This window comes from Halomonas sp. MCCC 1A13316 (genome assembly GCF_014931605.1).
Classification (GTDB): domain Bacteria; phylum Pseudomonadota; class Gammaproteobacteria; order Pseudomonadales; family Halomonadaceae; genus Halomonas.
Genome location: NZ_CP053382.1, coordinates 3,196,343 through 3,216,334 on the forward strand (window position 1 = coordinate 3,196,343; position 19,992 = coordinate 3,216,334).

Annotated in this window: 21 protein-coding genes; 6 read left to right on the forward strand and 15 right to left on the reverse strand. The window is 64.2% G+C overall.

Annotated features, from left to right (window positions below):
* Nucleotides 1-78 precede the first annotated feature (78 nt).
* Nucleotides 79-711, reverse strand: coding sequence for a YqiA/YcfP family alpha/beta fold hydrolase (locus tag HNO52_RS14790; RefSeq protein WP_197566015.1), 633 nt, complete (start codon nucleotides 709-711; stop codon nucleotides 79-81).
* 63 nt (nucleotides 712-774) lie between these two features.
* Nucleotides 775-2,448 carry a glucose-6-phosphate isomerase gene (gene pgi, locus HNO52_RS14795; RefSeq protein WP_197566016.1) on the reverse strand — a complete coding sequence of 558 codons (1,674 nt, stop codon included), beginning with the start codon at nucleotides 2,446-2,448 and terminating at the stop codon, nucleotides 775-777.
* 239 nt (nucleotides 2,449-2,687) lie between these two features.
* On the opposite strand from pgi, the gene cmoA reads away from it, so the two are divergent.
* Nucleotides 2,688-3,431 carry a carboxy-S-adenosyl-L-methionine synthase CmoA gene (gene cmoA / locus HNO52_RS14800; protein ID WP_197566017.1) on the forward strand — a complete coding sequence of 248 codons (744 nt, stop codon included), beginning with the start codon at nucleotides 2,688-2,690 and terminating at the stop codon, nucleotides 3,429-3,431.
* A gap of 1 nt (nucleotide 3,432) precedes the next feature.
* Nucleotides 3,433-4,425: a tRNA 5-methoxyuridine(34)/uridine 5-oxyacetic acid(34) synthase CmoB gene (cmoB, locus tag HNO52_RS14805; RefSeq protein WP_197566018.1), complete on the forward strand. Its 993-nt coding sequence runs from the start codon at nucleotides 3,433-3,435 to the stop codon at nucleotides 4,423-4,425.
* A 15-nt stretch (nucleotides 4,426-4,440) separates the two neighbouring features.
* Here cmoB and cueR read toward each other — a convergent pair whose 3' ends face one another.
* Entirely contained in the window at nucleotides 4,441-4,869 is a 429-nt protein-coding gene (gene cueR / locus HNO52_RS14810; protein WP_197566019.1) for a Cu(I)-responsive transcriptional regulator, read from the reverse strand.
* Between the two features lie 144 nt (nucleotides 4,870-5,013).
* Here cueR and HNO52_RS14815 point away from each other — a divergent pair, with 144 nt between their 5' ends.
* Both HNO52_RS14815 and HNO52_RS14820 read left to right on the forward strand, forming a co-directional pair.
* The gene (locus tag HNO52_RS14815; protein ID WP_197566020.1) at nucleotides 5,014-5,211 is read left to right on the forward strand and encodes a heavy-metal-associated domain-containing protein; all 198 of its coding nucleotides are present in this window, start codon (nucleotides 5,014-5,016) and stop codon (nucleotides 5,209-5,211) included.
* A gap of 69 nt (nucleotides 5,212-5,280) precedes the next feature.
* Nucleotides 5,281-7,836 (forward strand): heavy metal translocating P-type ATPase, encoded by a 2,556-nt coding sequence (locus HNO52_RS14820; protein ID WP_232090316.1) that lies wholly within the window; start codon nucleotides 5,281-5,283, stop codon nucleotides 7,834-7,836.
* An 85-nt stretch (nucleotides 7,837-7,921) separates the two neighbouring features.
* On the opposite strand, the gene HNO52_RS14825 is transcribed toward HNO52_RS14820, so the two are convergent.
* Nucleotides 7,922-9,241: an erythromycin esterase family protein gene (locus HNO52_RS14825; protein ID WP_197566021.1), complete on the reverse strand. Its 1,320-nt coding sequence runs from the start codon at nucleotides 9,239-9,241 to the stop codon at nucleotides 7,922-7,924.
* A 114-nt stretch (nucleotides 9,242-9,355) separates the two neighbouring features.
* On the opposite strand from HNO52_RS14825, the gene HNO52_RS14830 reads away from it, so the two are divergent.
* Nucleotides 9,356-9,526 carry a hypothetical protein gene (locus HNO52_RS14830; RefSeq protein ID WP_197566022.1) on the forward strand — a complete coding sequence of 57 codons (171 nt, stop codon included), beginning with the start codon at nucleotides 9,356-9,358 and terminating at the stop codon, nucleotides 9,524-9,526.
* Between the two features lie 50 nt (nucleotides 9,527-9,576).
* Here HNO52_RS14830 and HNO52_RS14835 read toward each other — a convergent pair whose 3' ends face one another.
* The 9 genes from HNO52_RS14835 to HNO52_RS14875 all read right to left on the reverse strand — a co-directional run bounded on the left by HNO52_RS14835 (nucleotide 9,577) and on the right by HNO52_RS14875 (nucleotide 17,460).
* On the reverse strand, nucleotides 9,577-10,251 hold the full coding sequence (locus HNO52_RS14835) for a zinc metallopeptidase (RefSeq protein WP_197566023.1): 675 nt from the start codon (nucleotides 10,249-10,251) through the stop codon (nucleotides 9,577-9,579).
* A gap of 141 nt (nucleotides 10,252-10,392) precedes the next feature.
* Complete coding sequence (locus HNO52_RS14840) at nucleotides 10,393-10,875, reverse strand: 20S proteasome subunit A/B (RefSeq protein ID WP_197566024.1); 483 nt, start codon at nucleotides 10,873-10,875, stop codon at nucleotides 10,393-10,395.
* 168 nt (nucleotides 10,876-11,043) lie between these two features.
* Nucleotides 11,044-12,126, reverse strand: a complete 1,083-nt coding sequence (locus HNO52_RS14845) for an App1 family protein phosphatidate phosphatase (protein ID WP_197566025.1) — start codon at nucleotides 12,124-12,126, stop codon at nucleotides 11,044-11,046.
* A 182-nt stretch (nucleotides 12,127-12,308) separates the two neighbouring features.
* Nucleotides 12,309-13,748, reverse strand: coding sequence for a sulfate adenylyltransferase subunit CysN (gene cysN, locus HNO52_RS14850; protein ID WP_197566026.1), 1,440 nt, complete (start codon nucleotides 13,746-13,748; stop codon nucleotides 12,309-12,311).
* Nucleotides 13,749-13,823: 75 nt separating this feature from the next.
* Nucleotides 13,824-14,795 (reverse strand): sulfate adenylyltransferase subunit CysD, encoded by a 972-nt coding sequence (gene cysD / locus HNO52_RS14855; RefSeq protein WP_232090317.1) that lies wholly within the window; start codon nucleotides 14,793-14,795, stop codon nucleotides 13,824-13,826.
* Between the two features lie 120 nt (nucleotides 14,796-14,915).
* On the reverse strand, nucleotides 14,916-15,650 hold the full coding sequence (locus tag HNO52_RS14860; RefSeq protein ID WP_197569250.1) for a phosphodiesterase: 735 nt from the start codon (nucleotides 15,648-15,650) through the stop codon (nucleotides 14,916-14,918).
* Entirely contained in the window at nucleotides 15,650-16,099 is a 450-nt protein-coding gene (locus tag HNO52_RS14865) for a DUF1249 domain-containing protein (RefSeq protein WP_197566027.1), read from the reverse strand. The genes HNO52_RS14860 and HNO52_RS14865 overlap by 1 nt, the downstream gene beginning before the upstream one ends.
* A gap of 1 nt (nucleotide 16,100) precedes the next feature.
* On the reverse strand, nucleotides 16,101-16,745 hold the full coding sequence (locus tag HNO52_RS14870; RefSeq protein WP_197566028.1) for an NUDIX domain-containing protein: 645 nt from the start codon (nucleotides 16,743-16,745) through the stop codon (nucleotides 16,101-16,103).
* 79 nt (nucleotides 16,746-16,824) lie between these two features.
* Nucleotides 16,825-17,460 carry a TRAP transporter TatT component family protein gene (locus HNO52_RS14875; protein WP_197566029.1) on the reverse strand — a complete coding sequence of 212 codons (636 nt, stop codon included), beginning with the start codon at nucleotides 17,458-17,460 and terminating at the stop codon, nucleotides 16,825-16,827.
* A gap of 172 nt (nucleotides 17,461-17,632) precedes the next feature.
* On the opposite strand from HNO52_RS14875, the gene greB reads away from it, so the two are divergent.
* Nucleotides 17,633-18,181 carry a transcription elongation factor GreB gene (gene greB, locus HNO52_RS14880; RefSeq protein ID WP_197566030.1) on the forward strand — a complete coding sequence of 183 codons (549 nt, stop codon included), beginning with the start codon at nucleotides 17,633-17,635 and terminating at the stop codon, nucleotides 18,179-18,181.
* Here greB and HNO52_RS14885 read toward each other — a convergent pair.
* Both HNO52_RS14885 and HNO52_RS14890 read right to left on the reverse strand, forming a co-directional pair.
* A complete protein-coding gene (locus tag HNO52_RS14885; protein WP_197566031.1) occupies nucleotides 18,151-19,161 on the reverse strand; it encodes a methyltransferase in 1,011 nt (336 codons plus the stop codon). The two genes, greB and HNO52_RS14885, sit on opposite strands and share 31 nt — an antisense overlap.
* Nucleotides 19,158-19,967: a methyltransferase domain-containing protein gene (locus HNO52_RS14890; protein WP_197566032.1), complete on the reverse strand. Its 810-nt coding sequence runs from the start codon at nucleotides 19,965-19,967 to the stop codon at nucleotides 19,158-19,160. Before HNO52_RS14890 ends, HNO52_RS14885 begins: the two co-directional genes overlap by 4 nt.
* Between the last annotated feature and the right edge of the window lie 25 nt (nucleotides 19,968-19,992).

Sequence of the window (19,992 nt, forward strand, 5' to 3'; positions counted from 1 at the left end):
TCCCAAAGCCATTACGAATTCGATTGCGCTCCCAGCGGGGTTCCGCTCCTTTCCTGATGCCTGTCCAGTACGGAAGGCTCAACCAGAGGCCGCGACTGTCACGCGCCCCGGCTCCAGCCGGTGCCCACCGTGCGCCAGTATTGCCGGCAGGTACGTCTCCAGCATGCTGAACGCATGATCTCCTCCGGGGTGCAGGAGGGTCCTGGCGCCCCGATAGAGCGAGAAGGCATCCCTCGGGTCGAGCGTCTCGTCGGCCGTCCCCAGCAGCAGCAGGTAGCGCTCGGGGGAGACACGCTGCGGCATCAACGCTGCCAGCTCCTCACCATGCCCCGTCTCGATGACGAAGCGCTCGCCGGTATGCTCATTGTCGAAGGTCTCGCCGACCCACTCCGACACCAGCCGCGCCGGTCGTACAGCCGGGTTGATCAGCGCGGCCGGAAGGTCATGGCGCTCGGCCAGGCAGGTGGCCAGGAAACCGCCCATGGAGCTGCCCACCAGCAGCGGATTCGGGCCCAGCCCCTCGAGCAGGGCTTCAGAAAGCTGCAGGGCTGCCGCGGGGCGATGCGGCAGCTGCGGTGTCTCGCAGGGTAGCGCCAGTGCAGCGCAGGCAGCTCGCATCAGCACCGCCTTGGGCGAGCCGTAGCCACTGTTGAAGCCATGCAGGTAAAGCACGCCGCTGGCCTGCAGCGGCGCCAAGGGCGCATTCAGCATACCGAACCCACTGTATACATTACCAGCCCTTCCACGCTACCCCTTTTCGCCTTGCTTCAACGGTCACTCTCCCCGCTCGGCATGCCAGACCGCTTCGAGCAGGGCCCGGGTAGAAGCATCCATGTTCTCGTGACCGTGATGATCGGCCAGGATGCGTTCGGTCTCGCCGGCGATCTGCTTGCCCAACTCGACGCCCCACTGGTCGAAGGGGTTGATGCCCCAGATGGCGGCCTGAACGAACACCTTGTGCTCGTAGAGCGCAATCAGCGCCCCCAAAGTGGCCGGCGTCAGGCGATCGAGCAACAGCGTGGTGGAAGGCTGGTTACCGCGATAGCGCTTGTGCCCCGGCCGCTCGCCCGGCTCGTCAATGGCGTCGTCGCCGAGCATCAACAGGCGCGACTGGGCGAAGCAGTTGGCTAGCGTCAGGCGGTGCTGGGCCATCAAGTGCTTACGGGTCGCCGCATCCTCGACGTCGTCGTAGCGCGTGAGCGGAGCGATGAAGTCGCACACCACCGGCTGGGTGCCCTGGTGCAACAGCTGGTAGAAAGCATGCTGGGCGTTGGGACCAAGCTGGCCCCACAGCACCGGACAGGTCGAGTAGCTCACCTGACGGCCGTCGTGGGTGGCCGACTTGCCGTTGGACTCCATCTCGAGCTGCTCGAGATAGGCGGCGAAGTGCTCCAGGCGGCCATCGTAGGGCAGAATCGAGTGGGCGCGGATGTCGAGGAAGTTGACGTTCCAGATGCCTGCTAGCGCCAGCAGCACCGGCAGGTTGTCGCCAAGAGGCGCCTTGGCAAAATGCTCGTCCATGGCATGGGCGCCGGCCAGCAGCTCACGAAAGTTGGCCATGCCGATCACCAGGGCAATGGGCAGGCCAATCGCTCCCCACAGTGAGTAGCGTCCTCCGACCCACTCCCAGAACAGCAGTTGGTTGGCCTCGGCGATGCCCCACTCGCTCATCTTCTCGGGCTTGGCCGAAACGCCGACGAAGTGCTGGCGCATCACCATTTCCTCGTCCACGCCCTGGATGCCGTCGTTCACCAGCCGCGCCAACAGCCAGTCGCGGGCGGTACGCGCGTTCGACAGGGTGTCGATGGTGGTGAACGATTTCGACGAGATCACGAACAGGGTGGTCTCGGGGTTGAAGCGGTTGAGGTAGTCGGCGAGCTGCGAGCCGTCCATGGTGGAGGCAAAGTGCACTTCCACGTGATGTGCGTCGGCGGGGCGGTAGTCGGCCAGCGCATGGGTCACCATCAGCGGGCCGAGATCGGAGCCACCCACCCCCAGGTTGACCACATCGTGAATCGGTCGGCCGGTGGCCCCGCGCCACTGCCTGGCGTGCAGGCGCGCGACCATGGTGGCCATGCGGTCAAGCGTGGCATGCACGCCGGGAACTACGTCCTCGCCGTCGACGACCAGTGAAGCCTCGGCGGGCAGGCGAAGCGCGGTATGCAACGCCGGGCGATCCTCGCTGACATTGACACGCTCTCCGGCCAGCAGTGCCTGGATCCCTTCCGGCACCCCGGCTTCACGCGCCAGGTCCAGCAGCAACGCAAGCGTCGTGTCGCTCCAGCGCTGCTTCGACAGGTCGAGGGTCAGCCCCGCCGCCTGCTGAGTGAAAGCGTGGCCTCGCGCCTGGTCGAGGAACAGCTCGCGCAGGTGAGTGGTGCGCATCTCCTCGGCGTGTTCCATTAGCCGCTGCCAGGCGCCAGTCTGGTCGATGGGGGCGTGGTTCATAGCAATCCTCCTTGACATCGTGCGGGAGCAACCGCGTCGTAGACGGCCAGCGTGAGACGAGCGAATCCTTCGCCCATAGGCTAGCCTTGTATCCGCCTGTAAATCTACAGTGCGAACCGCATCGGGGTCTCGCCTGCATGCCGGCTCTGCATATTTCGCTGGCGATACGGCGCGTCACCCGTGCAGCCGGACGGCGGCAGGCGTAGAATGCTGGCCTGTTCCACGTAACCGGCTTGCTCATGAGTGACGCATCTTATCGCGACGCGATCTTTTCCACACCCCTGGACCGGGTTGCGCGCTTCTCCTTCGACGAACGGGTGGTGGCCTGCTTCCCCGATATGATCCGTCGCTCGGTACCGGGCTATGGCCAGATACTGGGCATGCTGGGACTGATCGCCGGGCGCCACCTGCGCCACGGCGCCCATGTCTACGACTTGGGCTGTTCGTTGGGCGCGGCCAGCCTGGCGCTCGCCGGCCAGTTGCCTGCCGATGCCTTCAGACTCACCGCGGTGGACATCTCGCCGGCCATGGTCGCCCGCGCCCGCGAGACCCTCGCCGCCGAGTGCCCGCAGCACGCAATTGATGTAATCGAGGGCGACATTCGCACGCTCGACTACCGGCCGTCGGGCATGGTGATCCTTAACTTCACCCTGCAGTTCCTGCCACCCGAGGACCGCGAAACGTTGCTGGCGCGTCTCTACGCGGCGCTGGAGCCCGGTGGCGTGCTGATACTCTCCGAGAAGGTGATCGACCCCGACGAGCGCGACAACGCCTGGCGGGTGGAGCGCTATCACGACTTCAAGCGCGCCAACGGCTATAGCGACATGGAAATCAGTCAGAAGCGCACGGCGCTGGAAAACGTGCTGGTACCGGACACCCTCGAGGCACACCATGCACGCCTCGCTCGGGCCGGCTTCTTGCGCTCGCTGACCTGGTTCCAGTACCTCAACTTCGCCTCGCTGATCGCGTTCAAGGAGGCCTGAGGTGGCAATCCCCGTCGAACAGCGCCCTCTCTATCGCGCCTTTATCGACCAGGGCCTGGAGGCCTGGCTCTCTCGCCTGCCCGAACAACTGGCCCAAGGGCTCGATCGCAAGCGCTACGGCGACCTGCCGGCCTGGGAGAAGGCGGTGGCCAAGTTGCCCGCGCTACCCGAGGCGCGCGACGTGAACCTCGACAGCGATACGGTGACAGTCGCCTGCGAGCTGGACGAAAGCCGGCGTCGTCAGTGCGAGAACCTGCTGCGCAAGCTCGCGCCATGGCGCAAGGGGCCCTACCGGCTAGCCAGCATCCATATCGACACCGAGTGGCGCTCCGACTGGAAGTGGCAGCGAGTGGCACCACATCTGGCCGACTTGCGCGGCCGGCGCGTGCTCGACGTCGGCGGCGGCAGCGGTTATCACGCCTGGCGCATGGCCGGCGCCGGTGCCGCCTTCGTACTGGTGATCGACCCCTCGCCGCGCTTCTACTACCAGTTCCAGGCGCTGCGACATTTCGTCGGCGACGCCGACGACGGACGCACCCACTTCCTGCCGGTAGGCATCGAGGACGTACCCGAGCGGCTCGCCTTCTTCGACACGGTGTTCTCCATGGGCGTGCTCTACCACCGTCCTTCGCCGCTGGAGCATCTGCTGCAGCTCAAGGACGCTTTGCGCCCCGGCGGCGAACTGGTACTGGAAACGCTGGTAGTGGAAGGCGATGCTACCACCGTGCTGCTGCCCGGCGAGCGCTACGCCGCCATGCCCAATGTTTACTTCCTGCCCTCTTCCACTGCGCTCTGCCATTGGCTCGAGCGCTGCGGGCTCATTAACGTGCGCGTGGTGGACGAAGCGGTCACTTCACTGGAAGAGCAGCGCTCCACCGACTGGATGACCTTCCAGTCGCTGGTCGACTTCCTCGACCCGAACGACCCGAGCAAGACCCGCGAGGGCTACCCGGCGCCAAGGCGCGCCGTGGTGATCGCGACAAAACCGCTGTAACGAGTAGATGTTGCGCTAGGAAGTCTCGACGTCGACCTCGGCGCTTTCTTCGACGCCCTCTGCCGCCAGGCCGCTCAGGATCGGACAATCCGGGCGTTCGTCCCCGTGACAATGATCGACCAGATGCTCCAGGGTCTGGCGCATGTCCTGCAGCTTCTTGATCTTGAGATCCAGCTCCTCGATGTGTGCCTGAGCGACAGCCTTGACGTCGGCACTGGCCCGATGGCGGTCCTGCCACAGGGCGAGCAAGTTGCCCATCTGCTCCACCGAAAAACCCAGATCACGGGCCCGGGAGATGAAACGAAGCGCGTGCACGTCCTTCTCGCTGAAGACCCGGTATCCCGACTCCGTTCGCTTGATCGGTGGAATCAGGCCGATGCTCTCGTAGTAACGAATCATCTTTCCCGAGATGCCGGAAGCCTTCGCCGCTTGTCCGATATTCATCAGCCACCTCTTATTTGAAGACCTTGGACGCAGGAAGAAACCCGAGGGCAGGTGCAGGCGTCATGCTTGACCTTACAACAATGGGAAGGTTTATGCTGCTTATCACTCGCACAATCCATCGCTCTCATAAACAGGAGAGACCTCATGCTGAAACTCAACGTGCCTGACATGTCCTGCAACCACTGTGTCTCGGCGATCTCCGCGGCAATCGAATCCGTGGACAACGACGCCAGCATGGAATTCGACCTTGCGCATCGGCAAGTGAACGTTGAAAGCAACGCACCTATTGAAGCGATCAAGGCAGCCGTCGAAGAGGCTGGCTACCCCAATCAGGTAGCATAATCAGAACCTTTCCACTACTGGAAGGTTGCATGCATAGTACCCCCTCCCATCGAGACGGAGTCACAAGCCATGTCAACAAACGAGGCGGTTTCGGCAGTTCTTGACGATTCCAGCGCCAGCCACACGTACTCGCTGGCCATCGAAGGCATGAGCTGTGCCTCCTGCGTGGGTCGAGTCGAAAAGGCGATCCTTGGCGTGCCCGGTGTCGTCGACGCTTCCGTCAACCTGGCCACCCAGCGCGCCCAGGTAGCCTTCGTTTCCGACCAGGCAGACCTCGCCGGTGTCGTTCAAGCGGTAGACAGCGCAGGCTATCCCGCCGTGACCGACACTATCGAGCTGACGGTCAATGGCATGAGCTGTGCCTCCTGCGTCGGACGCGTCGAGCGCAAGCTCGCCAGCGTGCCCGGCGTGCTCGAGGCCAGCGTCAACCTGGCTACATCGACGGCAACAGTGAAAGTGGTTGCCGAGACCGTGACTCCGCAACGCCTGATCGAGGCGGTGCGGGCCGCCGGCTTTGATGCCGAAGCTGCCAGCGACGCACCGGATCGAAGTGACCGAGAGCATGAGGCGCGCGAACGGGAAATCGCCGAACTGAAGCGCGCGGTGACCATCGCCGGGATCTTCTCGCTCCCTCTCTTCGTACTGGAGATGGGCTCGCATTTCATTCCAGGGCTCCATCACTGGCTGCAGATGAGCATGGGGCAGCAGAACCTGTTCTACCTGTTCTTCGTCCTGGCCTCGATCGTGCAGTTCGGCCCCGGCCTGCGCTTCTACCAGAAGGGTTGGCCCGCCCTATTGCGAGGCGGCCCGGACATGAACTCGCTGGTGATGCTAGGCACCTCCGCCGCCTGGGGCTACTCGGTGGTGGCCACCTTTCTGCCACAAGTGCTGCCGGCCGGCACGGTGAACGTCTACTACGAAGCGTCAGCGGTGATCATCACGCTGATTCTCGTCGGGCGCTATTTCGAGGCGATCGCCAAGGGGCGTACCAGCGAGGCGATCAAGGCGCTGATGAAGCTCCAGGCCAAGACCGCCCGGTTAATCCGCGACGGTGAGGAAATGGAGATCGGCATCGACGAGGTGCGCCAGGGCGATATCGTGCTGGTACGCCCCGGCGAGAAGATCCCGGTGGATGGCCAGGTCATCGACGGAAGCTCCTTCGTCGACGAGTCGATGATCACCGGCGAACCCGTACCGGTGCGCAAGGAAGCCGGTGCGGACGTGGTCGGCGGTACCCTCAACAAGGTGGGCAGCTTCAGTTTCCGCGCCACCAAGGTCGGTTCCGACACCCTGCTGGCGCAAATCGTGCGCATGGTCGAGCAGGCCCAGGGCTCGAAGCTGCCCATCCAGGCCATGGTGGACAAGGTCACCCACTACTTCGTGCCGGCCGTGCTCATGGCCGCCCTGATCACGATCGGCGTTTGGCTTATCTTCGGTCCCGAGCCGGCGCTGACTTTCGCCCTGGTCAACGGTGTGGCGGTGCTGATCATCGCCTGTCCGTGTGCCATGGGCCTGGCCACCCCCACCTCGATCATGGTGGGCACCGGCAAAGCGGCGAAGATGGGTGTGCTATTCCGCAAGGGAGAAGCTTTGCAGTCGCTGCGCGACGCCAAGGTGATCGCACTGGACAAGACCGGCACCCTGACCAAGGGCCGGCCCGAACTCACCGACCTGGTGGTGGCCGAGGGCTTCGAGGAGGCCGATTCGCTGCGCCTGGTGGCTTCCGCCGAGCGCCAGTCGGAACACCCCATCGCCGAGGCGATCGTCAACGCCGCCAAGGCCCGCGGGCTGGAGCCTGCCGGTGTCCAGGAGTTTGAGGCCATCCCCGGCTTCGGGGTCGCTGCCCAAGTCGAGGGACACCGGGTGGATGTCGGTGCCGACCGCTACATGCGCAAGCTGGGTCTGGACGTGGAAGCCTTCGCCCAGACCGCACAACGGCTCGCCGACGAGGGCAAGTCGCCGCTCTATGCGGCCATCGACGGCCGCCTGGCCGCGATCATCGCCGTCGCCGACCCGATCAAGGAGTCCACGCCGGCCGCCATCCGCTCGCTGCACGCCGAAGGCCTGCAGGTCGCGATGATCACCGGCGACAACCGGCGCACTGCCGAAGCCATCGCCCGTCGCCTCGGCATCGACAAGGTCGTAGCCGAAGTGCTGCCCGACGGCAAGGTGGATGCAGTGAAGAGCCTGCAGGCAGAAGGCGGCCTGGTGGCCTTCGTGGGCGACGGCATCAACGACGCCCCGGCGCTGGCACAGGCCGACGTGGGCATCGCCATCGGCACCGGTACCGACATCGCCATCGAGTCCGCCGATGTGGTGCTGATGTCCGGCGACCTGCGCAACGTGCCCAATGCCATCGCGCTGTCACGGGCCACCATCCGCAACATCAAGCAGAACCTATTCTGGGCCTTCGCCTATAACACCGTGCTGATCCCGGTGGCCGCCGGCGCGCTATTTCCCGCCTTCGGGATCCTGCTCTCGCCGATCTTCGCCGCCGTGGCCATGGCCGCCTCGAGCATTTGTGTACTCAGCAACGCGCTGCGCCTCAAGGGCTTCCGGCCCCCGATCGCGATCGAAGCGGATGAAGGCGCTCCAGCACGCCAGCGGGAGGTGCAGAGCGCCTGATGGCTTTGCACCTTCCGCTGAAGGTGGGCAAATGATGAAGCTTGGTGAGTTGTTGCCTCCAGGAGTTGTTGCCTCCAGTCAGGCTCTATACCCCAAAAGGATAGGTATCCGGCACCTCCTCGGGTCGCCACAGCTCGCCCTTGTCGAACGGCTCCACGGCACGGGTCTCGTCGACATGGAAGACGGCGTCGAACTGCTGGGCCACTGATGCCTTGAAGTAGTGGCTGATGCGCTCCGACTCGGGCCGGTAGATCACGCCGATGGCACGTTCCCACAGCGGCTCCTTCAGAGGGGCCGCACGCTCGCCGAGCGGCAGGTAAAAGTCGCCGACACCGCTGTCGTGGAACAGCCGCTCGACGCTCTCCTGCATGGAGGGCCGCACCCGGCGGTGCTCCACCGGGCCGTCCCAGTCATGGGCTGCCGAGACGAAGCCGGTATGGGTGGTAAAGCCCACCAACAGCGCTTGGTCGGCACCGAAGCGATGGCGCGCCAGTTGGCCAACGTTGTGCTGGCCGCGATGCCAGCCCATATCGGTGAACGAGGCATCGCCCAGGTGCGAGTTGTGTGCCCACACCACCACCTTGCCCTGCCCGCCCTGGCGGCGCAGGTATTCGCGCAGTTCGGCGATGGTGTCGGTCATGTGCTCGTCGCGCAGGTTCCAGGTGTCCACCCGTGAGCCGAACATGGCACGATAATAATGCTCCGCATTCACCACCACGCGGGCGTTCTGCTCGGCGAAGAACTGCTCGTCTCGCGAGCGCCGGCCATCTTCGCGCAGGTAGCCGGTCGACTTCTCCAGCAAGTCGGCCAGCAGCCTGACCGCAGCCTCTTCACAAACTCGGCTGAGGCCAAAGGCCGCATCGTGGCCATAGCGGACCGGGTCGCCGCCATGATCGAGGCAGCCGTATCCCTCGCGGGCGATTCCCGCCTGTTCCGGGTCGATGCCTTCGAGATACTCGATCACCGCTTCCGCCGAGCGGTGCAGGCTGTAGATGTCCAGGCCGTGGAAGCCCACCTGCTCGCTGGCCTCCTTGCCGGCGTTGTGCTCCTCGAGCCAGCCGATGAAATCGCGCACCTCGGTGTTGCGCCACATCCACTGCGGAAAGCGCTGAAAATCGTCGAAGGCGGTCTTGAGGGTATCGTCGCCTTCGCCGCGGGCATAACGGTTGAGCCGTAGCGCATCGGGCCAGTCGGCCTCGACGATCACCGCCTCGAAGCCCTTCTCGCGAATCAGCCGCCGGGTGATCTCGGCGCGCATGCGATAGAACTCGGCCGTGCCGTGGGAGGCCTCGCCGAGCAGTACCAGTGAGCGCTCACCCACCTGCTCCAGCAAGTCGTCGTAATCGACACTGCGACCGGCGAGCGGCTTGGCGTTGTCGCGGATGTAATCCCGGGGAGTCGTCATGATCGCACCTCCTCCATGAAGGCCTGTGACTACATCCAGAACTGTAGAAATCCCCTCCGCTTGCACACAAGCCAACTTCGCCACAAGCCACAATAAGACAAATAGGCGAGCCTGATGAAGCGCAAGGCGCACGGAGCGCAGGAAGCGCAGGAAGCGCAGGAAGCGCAGGAAGCGCAGGAAGCGCAGGAAGCGCAGGAAGCGCAGGAAGCGCAGGAAGCGCAGGAAGCGCAGGAAGCGCAGGAAGCGCAGGAAGCGCAGGAAGCGGAGCCTATGGGGTATAGGTGAGCATTACGAGCACCGCGCAACACAGCGATTCGCAGGCGCAGCCATTTGTCCTAGCGACGAAGTATCACCAGCCAACGCCCCAGGTTCAATATGCTCGCCAGCGACGCCGCCACGTAGGTGAAGGCGCAAGCGGTCAGCACGTGGCGTGCGCCGGGCATATCGTAGGGTGGCACGTACTCCTTGAGCAGCGGCAGGGCGCGATTGAAGCTGGCGTCGAACTCCACCGGCAGGGTCACAAGGTGCACCAGCGCCGCCGTGCCGAAGCTGATCACCGCTGCTGCGATGACGATGGCCAGCCCGCCGGGTAGTCGAGTCAGGATGAACAGGAAGGGGGCGGCCATCATCAGCAGCGCGCCGAGCTTCTCGGCCCGCTGCGCCACGCCGACCATGCGTGCCCGGGCGGCCAGCGGTGCATAGCCCTCGTGGTGCTGAATGGCATGGCCGACCTCGTGGGCGGCCACCGTCACTGCAGTGAGCGAGCGCCCCTCGTAGTGCTCGCGGGAGAGTCGCACCCGTCGCGCCTCCGGATCGTAATGGTCGCCCTGCTCGGTCATCTCCACCTTGACCCCTTCGATACCCATGCGGCGCAGCAGATGATCGGCCAGCTCGGCGCCGGTGCCGGGATAGTCGTCGCGGCCACGAGAGTGGCGCGACAACACCCACTTGGCCCAGACGTTGGGCAACAGGAAGATGGCCAGCAGCAGGACAATGACAACTACGATCATGGCGTCAAACGTCTCGTCTCAGAGATCCTGGAAAGGCCCTAGCGTACCCCGTTCGGGTTCAAGCTGTCGCGACCAGCAGAACGCAATCGCCCCGGCCAGATGGCCGGGGCGATATGCATGCAGCGCTATTCAAGGCGACACTCAGGCCGTGGCAGGTGCCGACTCGACGTCTCGCATCAGCGTCTCGAAGGGTACACCGGCCCTGGTTGCAGGCGTGACCGACTGCACCTCACCGCCACTGTCATGATCGCGGGTCTTGGCATACTCCACCGCTTCGATGGCGCTCTTGCCATGGTCGATGGCCGCCAGAGCCCATTTCCAGCCGGTGCCGTAGGCGACAGGCCCCTTGACCGGGATGCGCACCAACTTGTTGAACATCTCGTAGACACCGTCGGGGCCTGCAATGATCATCTCGACCCGCGTCACGTGGGGCTTGTCGTTGCGTGGCGCCCCGGCGTTGAGCCACTCCATGACCTCCCACCACTCCTGTTGTTCGCCGGCGAAGGCGACCCACTCACCATTGTCGAGCTGGAACAGCTTCTGCGCATGGTTGTAGGTCGAGCCATTGACACTGATCAGCGAATCCGTCGCGAGAGTCGTTCCGTCCCATACGATTGTAGTCATGAGAGTACCTCGGTGTAGATCGGGCGCGAGCTTCAACGAAAATTGAACGAAGCTCCTTGCGTCAGGCGCAGAGTAAAGTCGAAAAACGCAAGAAATCGACACACAGGTTAACGATTCTGTAGCCCGCTCGAAGCACATAACAGACAGTAGGGTTTGCGCCAAATCGAACTATCGATCCGATTCCCGCCGCACCATCTCCAATCCTTCGGCAGCAATCAGCCCTTGTTGAAAGGCATGTTCCGCCATGGCCAGGCTGTCGTCGGCCAGCACCAGGTTGCAGCCGGTATGGTGAATCTCGTCACGCAGCATATCGATAGCGCGTTCACGCTCGGGCTTGCGCTCGACCCGACGGATATAAACTGCCCGAATCCGCTCGGGATACTGGTGCACGATACGTGTGTAGACCTCGGGATCATGCTGACCGCTGTCACCGATCAGCACACAGGGCAGCTCGTCGCGCATCGACAGTATGTGCTGGATCATGCCGTACTTGTGCTCCTCGGCGCGACGCGGCCAGGGCTTGCGCCAGGAGATGCCCCATTCGCGCAGGAACAGAATGGGACCCACGGGGATTCGGTTGAGCTGGAAGAACTCCTCGAGCATCTCGTAGATGCTCCAGGGGCCGCGGGAGACGTAGAGGATCGGCCGCTTGGCCTTGCCGCTCCTGCCGACATGCAGCGCCTGATAGAAAGCCGCTACGCCGGGGAAGGCCATGCGCTGGTGCGCCTGTTTGACGAACAGGCGATGCAACATGCGCAGCTTGTTGGCCACGCCGGTGTACATCACCGTATCGTCGATGTCGCTGATCACCAGCAGGTCGGCCTCGGCCGGCGGTATGTATACTTCGATGAAGGACTGCACCGGCTCCACGCCCGGCAGCACCACGTGCAGCTCGGCATGATGCCAGGCGCTGTTCGCCGGCAAGGGAGCCTCGAGGGGCATGTGAACGTCGAAGTAACCGTCACGGTCGGTAGTCACGGTGGCCACGTTCTCGCCCAGGCTGACCATGACATCCACTTGGGGCAGGCCATGGCGGAAAATACGCCGCACGATGTCGGCCAAGTCGCGCAGCACGCCGTAGCGCGGTATCACCTCGCCCAGCGTGGCCTGACGGAACACCCGCCCCATCAGAAAGGCCTCGTGACGAGAACCGTAGCCGCGGTAGGGGTGCACGACATATCCGCCTCGGCCCCGATCGCGTTTCATCGGGCGGGTGGCGATACGCAGCAGGCGCCTGACGAATCCCGTCATTCGCGTACCTGCCCTGCGCTGTCTTGCAATGATGCTCCCGAGCAGTGCGCCCTCAGCCAACCCTGGCAATCTCGCATGGTCCCCTCCCTGACACTCGACAGGGCCCGGCAAGCGCCGAGCCCTGTCTCTAGTGTGGAGGATGCTGCCGCAAGATCAACCGTTTATGGGTCGCTTAGCGTATTTCAGCGTAACAGGTCGCGCACGTCTCTGGCTTCCCAGTGGGGGAAATGGCGGCGGATCAGGGCATTGAGTTCCAGCTCGAAGGCGGCCCAGTCGACCTCCTTGCGTGGCTGGCCGGTAGCATCGGCGGCGGCACGTACCATTCCCGCGCCCACGGTGACGTTGGAGAGCCGGTCGATGACGATGAAGCTGCCGGTGCCGGGGCTCTGGTCGTAGGTGTCGAGCGGCACCTCGGCGGTCAGCTCGACCCGGCAGCGGGCAATAGCGTTGAGCTCCAGGCTGTCGACCTGGTGCCGCTCCAACGTATTGACGTCGACCTGATAGTGAATAGCGCTGACCTGCCCCGCTACCGAGCGGCCGGCGAGACGAATGTCATACTGCCGGTCCGGTGACAGCGGCTGCTCGTGCATCCACACGATATCCGCATCGAAGGTGTTGGTCAGGGTGATGTCAGCATCCTCGGCGACGATCCAGTCGCCGCGAGAGATATCGATCTCGTCTTCCAGCGTGACGGTCACCGCCTGGCCCGGCCAGGCCGCCTCCAGGTTACCGTCATAGGTCACCACGCGCTCGACCCGGCTGGTCTTGCCCGATGGCAATGCCTTGATGGCAAGTCCGGGACGCAGTACACCGGCTTCCAGGGTGCCGGCATAGCCACGGAAGTCGAGGTTGGGGCGGTTGACGTGCTGCACCGGGAAACGCAGGTCGACCAGATTGCGGTCACGGTTCACCTCCACCGTTTCCAACAGCTCCAGCAATGCCGGTCCCGCCTCGCCCTGCTGGCGATACCAGGGCGTGCGGTCGCTGCGGTTGACCACGTTGTCGCCTTCCAGCGCCGACATCGGCACGAAGTACAGGTCACCGACCGAAAGCTGCTCGGCGAAGCGGCGATAGTCGGCGACGATCTCGTCGAAGCGCGCCTGGGAGAAGTCCACCAGGTCCATCTTGTTGACCGCGATGACCAGATGCTTGATGCCCAGCAGGTCGGCAATGAAGCTGTGGCGGCGGGTCTGGGTCTGCACGCCGTAGCGGGCATCGATCAGGATGATCGCCAGGTTGGCGGTGGAAGCGCCGGTGGCCATGTTGCGGGTGTACTGCTCGTGCCCCGGGGTATCGGCGATGATGAACTTGCGCTTGTCGGTGGAGAAGAAGCGATAGGCCACGTCGATGGTGATGCCCTGCTCGCGCTCCGACTGCAAGCCGTCGACCAGCAGCGCCAGGTCCACCGCCTCGCCGGTGGTGCCGCTCTTCTTCGAGTCGCGCGTGATCGCCGCCAGGTGATCGTCGAAGATCATCTTGGAGTCGTGCAACAGCCGCCCGATCAGGGTCGACTTGCCGTCGTCGACGCTGCCGCAGGTGATGAAGCGCAGCAGGTCCTTGTTCTCGTGCTCGTGGAGGTACTGCTCGATGTTGTCTGCTATTAGAGAAGACTGATGGGCCATGATGATGACATCCCGAAAAACAGTGATCAGACGCTGAGCAAAAGCCAGCGAGAAGCAGCGATTTTTCGCCTGCGGCTAGAAGTATCCCTCGCGCTTCTTGCGCTCCATCGAGCCGGCCTGGTCGTGATCGATGGCCCGGCCGCTGCGCTCGCTGGTGCGGGTCAGCAGCATCTCCTGGATGATCTCCGGCAGCGTGTCGGCCTTAGACTCCACCGCGCCGGTCAACGGGTAGCAGCCCAGGGTACGGAAGCGCACCCACTTCTCCTCCGGCACCTCGCCGGGGGCGAGCGGCAGGCGCTCGTCGTCGACCATCACCAGCATGCCGTCGCGTTCCACCACCGGGCGTGGCGCGGCGTAGTAGAGCGGCACGATGGGGATCTGCTCGAGGTAGATGTACTGCCAGATGTCCAGCTCGGTCCAGTTGGAGAGCGGGAAGGCGCGGATCGATTCGCCCTTGTTGACTCGCGCGTTGTAAAGATTCCACAGTTCGGGACGCTGGCTCTTGGGGTCCCAGCGGTGGAACTTGTCGCGAAACGAGAACACCCGCTCCTTGGCCCGGCTGGCTTCCTCGTCGCGGCGCGCACCGCCGAAGGCGGCATCGAAGCCGTACTTGTCCAGCGCCTGCTTGAGCGCCTGGGTCTTCATCACGTCGGTATAGCCGCTGGAGCCGTGATCGAAGGGGTTGATGCCGGCGGCGCGCCCCTCTTCGTTGGTATGCACCAGCAACTCCATACCCACCTCCGCGGCCATGCGGTCGCGGAAAGCGATCATCTCGCGGAACTTCCAGGTGGTGTCGACGTGCAGCAGCGGAAACGGCGGCGGCCCGGGGAAGAAGGCCTTGCGCGCCAAGTGCAGCATCACCGAGGAGTCCTTGCCGATGGAGTACATCATGACCGGATTGCGGAACTCGGCGGCCACCTCGCGGATGATGTGGATCGACTCGGCTTCCAGCTGTTGGAGATGGGTCAGCCGGCGCGGTGACAGGGATGCCTGCGAGCCGGCAGCCGGGGAAACCGGCTTTTGCTCGGGAGCTTTGAGACTGGTCATCGGCCCGGGTACCTCGCATGACGATGGGCAATAAGGATCATGCGCACAGGTTAACGCCGGGCCAATAATAACGTAAAAGAATGATTACCTATCTTTTTAGATCAAAAACGAATCCAAGCATCATAGAATGACGCGTTCGACCCAGGTCAGCCACTCATCGCCGCGCAGGTCGAGGATCCGGTAGCCCGGGCGCGATGCCTCATCGATGGCGAAATCGTCGGAGCCGGCCAGGAACTGGTCGGTGGTCGAAGGGCAGCCGTAGACCATGACCTCACCGTGCTCGAGCCGCTGCCGGCCGGCAAACGACTGGTGGATATGCCCACAGAGAATGGCCTTGACCTGCGGGTGCGGTGCCAGCGCCTGCCACAGGGCATCGCGATCATTGAGTCCGATCTGGTCGAGCCAGGCCGAACCGACCGTGAGCGGCGGATGATGCATGGCCAGCAAGGTCGGTCGCTCGTCCTCGGCGAGACGCTCGACCAGCGCGCCGATCCGCTCCTCGCCCAGTTCGCCATGGGCATGTCCCTTGACGCAGGTATCCACCACCAACAGCCGCCAGTTGCCCAAGTCGATATCATCGTGGATGGCCTTGACGTCCTTCATCAGCTCCTGCTGGTCATGATTTCCACCCAGCCAGAACCAGGGGCAATCCAGCGTCGAGAGAACCCGCTGAGCGTGCTGATAGGAAGCCGCCGTCTCGTCCTGGCTGATGTCGCCGCTGACGAGGACCACATCCGGGCGTTCGGCGCGTACCGCCGCGACCACCGATTCGAGCTGACGCAACGGAAAGCCGGCGCGGGATCGTGCGGCAGGATCGGCATGCAGGTGGCAGTCGGTGACCTGGGCCAGCCGCATCATCCCGGCAGTTCCGTCACATTGGTGGGGTGGCCATGCTCCAGGCCATGGGCCAGCCATTCACCGAGAAAGCGATTGAGCTGCAGCTTCTCGTCGGGCTGGAACATGCGCACGTTGGGGTAGCGATAGCGGCCGTTGAAGTGGCGCTCGCGCTGGAAGTCCGTGACCTCGGCCATGCGCACGTCGTGGTAGAGGTGCACGCGCATGCAGGGCGGTTCGATGACGCTGTCCATCAAGCTGCTCTGGCTCACGCGAGCGATAGTGGTATAGGGCGCCTGCTCCAGTACCGACAGCCACAGGGTGCCGAATCGGCCGCGCCCGCCGGTCAGCTCGAGCTCGCGCGTTTCGCCCGCAACCAGATCGCCCAGCAGCCGAGTCAGGCGCAGGTAGTTGGCGCTGCATTCGCCCTGCAGGCCTTTCAGATCGGTGACATAGGCGGTTCTCGCCACGCTACCCCCTTGCTCGCAGTGATGCTCGTTCGGCCGCCAACCAGTAGAAGGCGATCAGACACATGGCATTGTCGAGTCGCCCAGCCCGCAAGAGTTCCCAGGCATGATTGAACGGTAACACGTGAACGCGGATATCCTCATGCTCTTCGTCGAGGCCATGAACACCTCCCAGCCCGTCGCAGTCGACCAGGGCGCAGAACAGCGTCACTCGCTCGGAACAGGCGCCGGGGCTCGGATAGTAGGTGTGCAGTTCGATCAGATCAGAGACCTCGCAGCCGGCTTCCTCCATGGCTTCACGTCGTGCCACCTCGGCTGCGCTCTCGCCTTCCTCGACCAGGCCGGCAACGACCTCGAGCTTCCACGGCGACTCGGGATCGTCCAGGGCGCCGGCGCGAATCTGCTCGACCAGTACCACACTGTCGCGCTCGACGTCGTAGAGTAGCACGCCCACGGCATCATGCCGCACATGCACCTCACGAACCACCTCACTGCCCCAACCACCCTCGAACAGACGGTGGCGCAAATGCACCTCATCCAGGCGGAAGAAGCCCTGATGCAGGCAGCGACGCTCGATCAGCTCAAGGTCGGCAGCACCGAAGAAAGGAAGGCGGGCGGCATCCCGGCCGCGATCATGATTAGCGGTCATGCAAACCTCCGAGTCTGCTAATGGCGACCATTATCACGACCGAAGCCAGTTATGCCAACCACCGCTGGAAGAAGTCGCCTCAGAGCCGAGACTGCAGAGCCCGGGCCTCCTCGCGCAGCGCCTCGTCCGATGCCTGGCGATCTTCGCGGACAGTGCCTTCGACGGCGCGCCGGGCATGCTCGCGCGCTTCCGCCTGGTGCCCCTCGTCCTCGAGAAAAGCGGCATAGTAGTAATTGACGTCGATCCCATCGGGGCGGATCTCCAGGGCGCGCTGAAACATGCGCTCTGCGGTATCGCTGTCGCCAAAGCCGATAGGAAAGCCCGGTGCGCGATCGTAAAGGGCACCAAGCGTCACGTAGGCAGAGCCGTTACCGCCTTGGGGGTCGAGTTCGATGGCCCGTTCCAGGGCATCGCGAGCCGTACGGGCGCTGCTGAGGGCTCCCAGGCCGCTGCGTTCGCGAGCATGAGAAGCTTCGATGATCCCATACCAGATCAGCGGCTGGGCCTCATTGGCGTTGGCCTCGGTCAACTGCTCGGCTTCCTTGGCCAGCGTCTTGAGCACGGTACGCCGCTGCCCCTCGGCCTGCTGCGTGTTGATCTGCTCCCAGCGCTGCTTGAGCGCTGCCACCTCGCTCTCCCAGGCCAGAGCACCGGCGAACGGGGCGAACAGTAGACCGGCGCCCAGGGCGGCACCGATGAGTTGACGTCGTAGCATGTCCAGACTCCTTGCCTCCATGGGGAGGGTTTATTCTTGGGATACGGCGTTGCCGACCTCTTGAATGTAACGAACGTTTGAATGATACGCCAGTCCGAACATCAGGTTGGCCTGGCCCCCCGTGGATCAATGGCGTATGTTGCTCTCCGAAGCTACGAAGGAGTACGACGGCATGAAGGGCCGCAACATGACGCGCTGGCGCGACCCGGCCAAGGATCCGCGCCAGGAACCCAAGAGCAACCTGATCACCGCCGAGGGTGCAGCACGCCTGCGCGGCATTCTCGACCATCTCTCGCGGATCAAGCGTCCCGCTCTCTCGGCCAAGGTGGGTGAAGCCGCAGCACTCGGCGATCGCAGCGAGAACGCCGACTACACCTACAACAAGAAAGAACTCAACAGGGTCATCGCACGCATCCGCTACCTGACCAAGCGGCTCGACGAGTTGCAGGTCGTGGACCGCCTGCCGGCGAAAACGGACAAGATCTACTTCGGTGCCTTCGTGACTCTCGAAGACGAGGAAGGCGAGGAGATTCACATCCGCATCGTCGGCCATGACGAGACCGACACCGCCCGGCGCTGGATCAGCATCGACGCACCGCTGGCCAAGGCGCTGCTGGGCAAGTCGCTGGACGACGACGTCACGGTGAAGGCACCGGCCGGCGACACGACCTACGTGATCACGGACATCGCTTACCGGGATCCCGTCAAACCCGCCCGATAGACACGAAACCGGCGATCGTCGGCCAGCACCTCGAAGCCGCCGAAAGCGCTCTGCAGCAGATCCGGATAAGGCAAGAAGGCATTGGCCACCAGCACCAGTTCGCCGCCCGGCAATAGATGCGTCGGCGCCTCACGGATCATATGGCCGGCCGGGCCGTAGTCGATGCTGCGCTCCTGATGAAACGGCGGATTGCTGACGATGGCGGCAAAGCGTCGCTCGCCAAGCGCCGAGTAAACATCGCTGGCCAGGGCTTGCCCTTCGAGCCCATTGGCCTTCAGGGTGCGCCGGGTCGCCTCCACCGCGAAGGCGTTGACGTCCACTGCCATAACGCGGTGGCCGCGTCGCGCCAGCCAAGCGGCGAGGATGCCGTCGCCGCAGCCCATGTCGAGCACTTCCTGCGCCCGCTCAGGCTTGGGCAAATGTCGTTCGAGCTGATCGAGCAGCAGGCGAGTGCCATCGTCCAGCTTGCCGTGGCCGAATACGCCGGGGTGGCTGGCAAGCGACAGGCCCTCGGCCTCGAAGCGGGTCCAGGCGGCCTCCGGGTCGATGCCGACCGCACCGAGACGCGTCTCGAACAGGATGCAGCGTCGGGCACTATCGCGCTTGCGACAGCCCAGCCCCAGCGCCGCCAGCACCTTGAGCACGCGCTTGATGCCGCCCTGATTCTCGCCTACCAGCTGCAGCGGCGTGCCCGGCGGCAGGTTGGCACACAGCCACAACAGCCACCACTCGCCGAGCGCATGGCTCTTGGGCCAGAACAGCACCGCGCCGGGCGGCTCCCCATTAGGCATTGCATCGAACGGCGAGAAAGCCGGGCGGCCGTGATGGCGCCAGGCCTGCAGTACGCCATGGTCGGCGCTGACGACACTCCCCTGCCCCTCCTCGAGCCAGGCATCGCGCGGCGGCGCCACCCACAGCCAGCCGCGATAATCGGCCTCCTGGCGTTCCAACAGTTGGCAGACCGGCGTTTCGGCACTCATCGGCGGTTCTCCCTGCACGACTGTTCGCCTTCCTTCACCAGCGTATAGAGCAGGTAACGGCCCAAGCGCCAATGGGGTTCAGCCTGACAGTAGCGCCGCTCCAGCGCCACCAGGCGCTGCCAGTCATCTTCATTCGCCGGCGGCTGGCGCAAGTAGTCGTGAAAGATGCGAATCCCCGCCACCGAGTGTATCGACAGCCCGCACTCCTGGCTCCAGGCAACGATCCGCTCATGACACAGCGGCGAGATGGGCGTCAGCCGCTGCCGTCTGCCAGTACCCTCGAGGCGGTCGTCCAATGCCTTCTGCAGGTTACCCTTGACCACGTTGGACATGCGCAGCGCATCGCGATTGAACACCATCAGCGATAGCTGGCCACCCGGGGCGAGCCCATCCGCCAGCGTGGCGAAAGCCGCGCGTGGATCGCTGAGCCACTCCAGCACGGCGTGGCAGGCGATCAGCGACCAAGGACCCGGGGCACGCTCCGGCAGCGCCTGCAGTGGGGCTTGGACGAAGCTCACCGGCAGACCGCCCAGCGCCTCTCGAGCCTGGTCGAGCATATCGCCGGCCGGCTCCAACAGCGTAACGGGGTGGCCGCGTCGGGCGAACCAGGCGGAGAGTTGCCCTAGCCCGCCACCTACGTCCAGCAGCGGCTGGCCGTCGAGCTGGAGCATGGCCGGCAGCAGCTCGTCGAGCATGGCCAGGCGCAGCGCACCACGCGGCCCCCCATAGAGGCTGCCGGCAAACTTCTCGACCAAGCCGTCGAAATGGCGGTCACCGGCGGGCGAGAGCGGAGTGGAATCGGTCATGGCTGGGCTGCAATAGCGGAGTGTG

Coding starts and splice junctions, on each gene's coding strand:
- HNO52_RS14790 (WP_197566015.1), bottom strand. CDS start 711: ATGCTGAATGCGCCCTTGGCGCCGCTGCAGGCCAGCGGCGTGCTTTAC.
- pgi (WP_197566016.1), bottom strand. CDS start 2,448: ATGAACCACGCCCCCATCGACCAGACTGGCGCCTGGCAGCGGCTAATG.
- cmoA (WP_197566017.1), top strand. CDS start 2,688: ATGAGTGACGCATCTTATCGCGACGCGATCTTTTCCACACCCCTGGAC.
- cueR (WP_197566019.1), bottom strand. CDS start 4,869: ATGAATATCGGACAAGCGGCGAAGGCTTCCGGCATCTCGGGAAAGATG.
- HNO52_RS14815 (WP_197566020.1), top strand. CDS start 5,014: ATGCTGAAACTCAACGTGCCTGACATGTCCTGCAACCACTGTGTCTCG.
- HNO52_RS14820 (WP_232090316.1), top strand. CDS start 5,281: ATGTCAACAAACGAGGCGGTTTCGGCAGTTCTTGACGATTCCAGCGCC.
- HNO52_RS14825 (WP_197566021.1), bottom strand. CDS start 9,241: ATGACGACTCCCCGGGATTACATCCGCGACAACGCCAAGCCGCTCGCC.
- HNO52_RS14830 (WP_197566022.1), top strand. CDS start 9,356: ATGAAGCGCAAGGCGCACGGAGCGCAGGAAGCGCAGGAAGCGCAGGAA.
- HNO52_RS14835 (WP_197566023.1), bottom strand. CDS start 10,251: ATGATCGTAGTTGTCATTGTCCTGCTGCTGGCCATCTTCCTGTTGCCC.
- HNO52_RS14840 (WP_197566024.1), bottom strand. CDS start 10,875: ATGACTACAATCGTATGGGACGGAACGACTCTCGCGACGGATTCGCTG.
- HNO52_RS14845 (WP_197566025.1), bottom strand. CDS start 12,126: ATGACGGGATTCGTCAGGCGCCTGCTGCGTATCGCCACCCGCCCGATG.
- cysN (WP_197566026.1), bottom strand. CDS start 13,748: ATGGCCCATCAGTCTTCTCTAATAGCAGACAACATCGAGCAGTACCTC.
- cysD (WP_232090317.1), bottom strand. CDS start 14,795: ATGACCAGTCTCAAAGCTCCCGAGCAAAAGCCGGTTTCCCCGGCTGCC.
- HNO52_RS14860 (WP_197569250.1), bottom strand. CDS start 15,650: ATGCGGCTGGCCCAGGTCACCGACTGCCACCTGCATGCCGATCCTGCC.
- HNO52_RS14870 (WP_197566028.1), bottom strand. CDS start 16,745: ATGACCGCTAATCATGATCGCGGCCGGGATGCCGCCCGCCTTCCTTTC.
- HNO52_RS14875 (WP_197566029.1), bottom strand. CDS start 17,460: ATGCTACGACGTCAACTCATCGGTGCCGCCCTGGGCGCCGGTCTACTG.
- greB (WP_197566030.1), top strand. CDS start 17,633: ATGAAGGGCCGCAACATGACGCGCTGGCGCGACCCGGCCAAGGATCCG.
- HNO52_RS14885 (WP_197566031.1), bottom strand. CDS start 19,161: ATGAGTGCCGAAACGCCGGTCTGCCAACTGTTGGAACGCCAGGAGGCC.
- HNO52_RS14890 (WP_197566032.1), bottom strand. CDS start 19,967: ATGACCGATTCCACTCCGCTCTCGCCCGCCGGTGACCGCCATTTCGAC.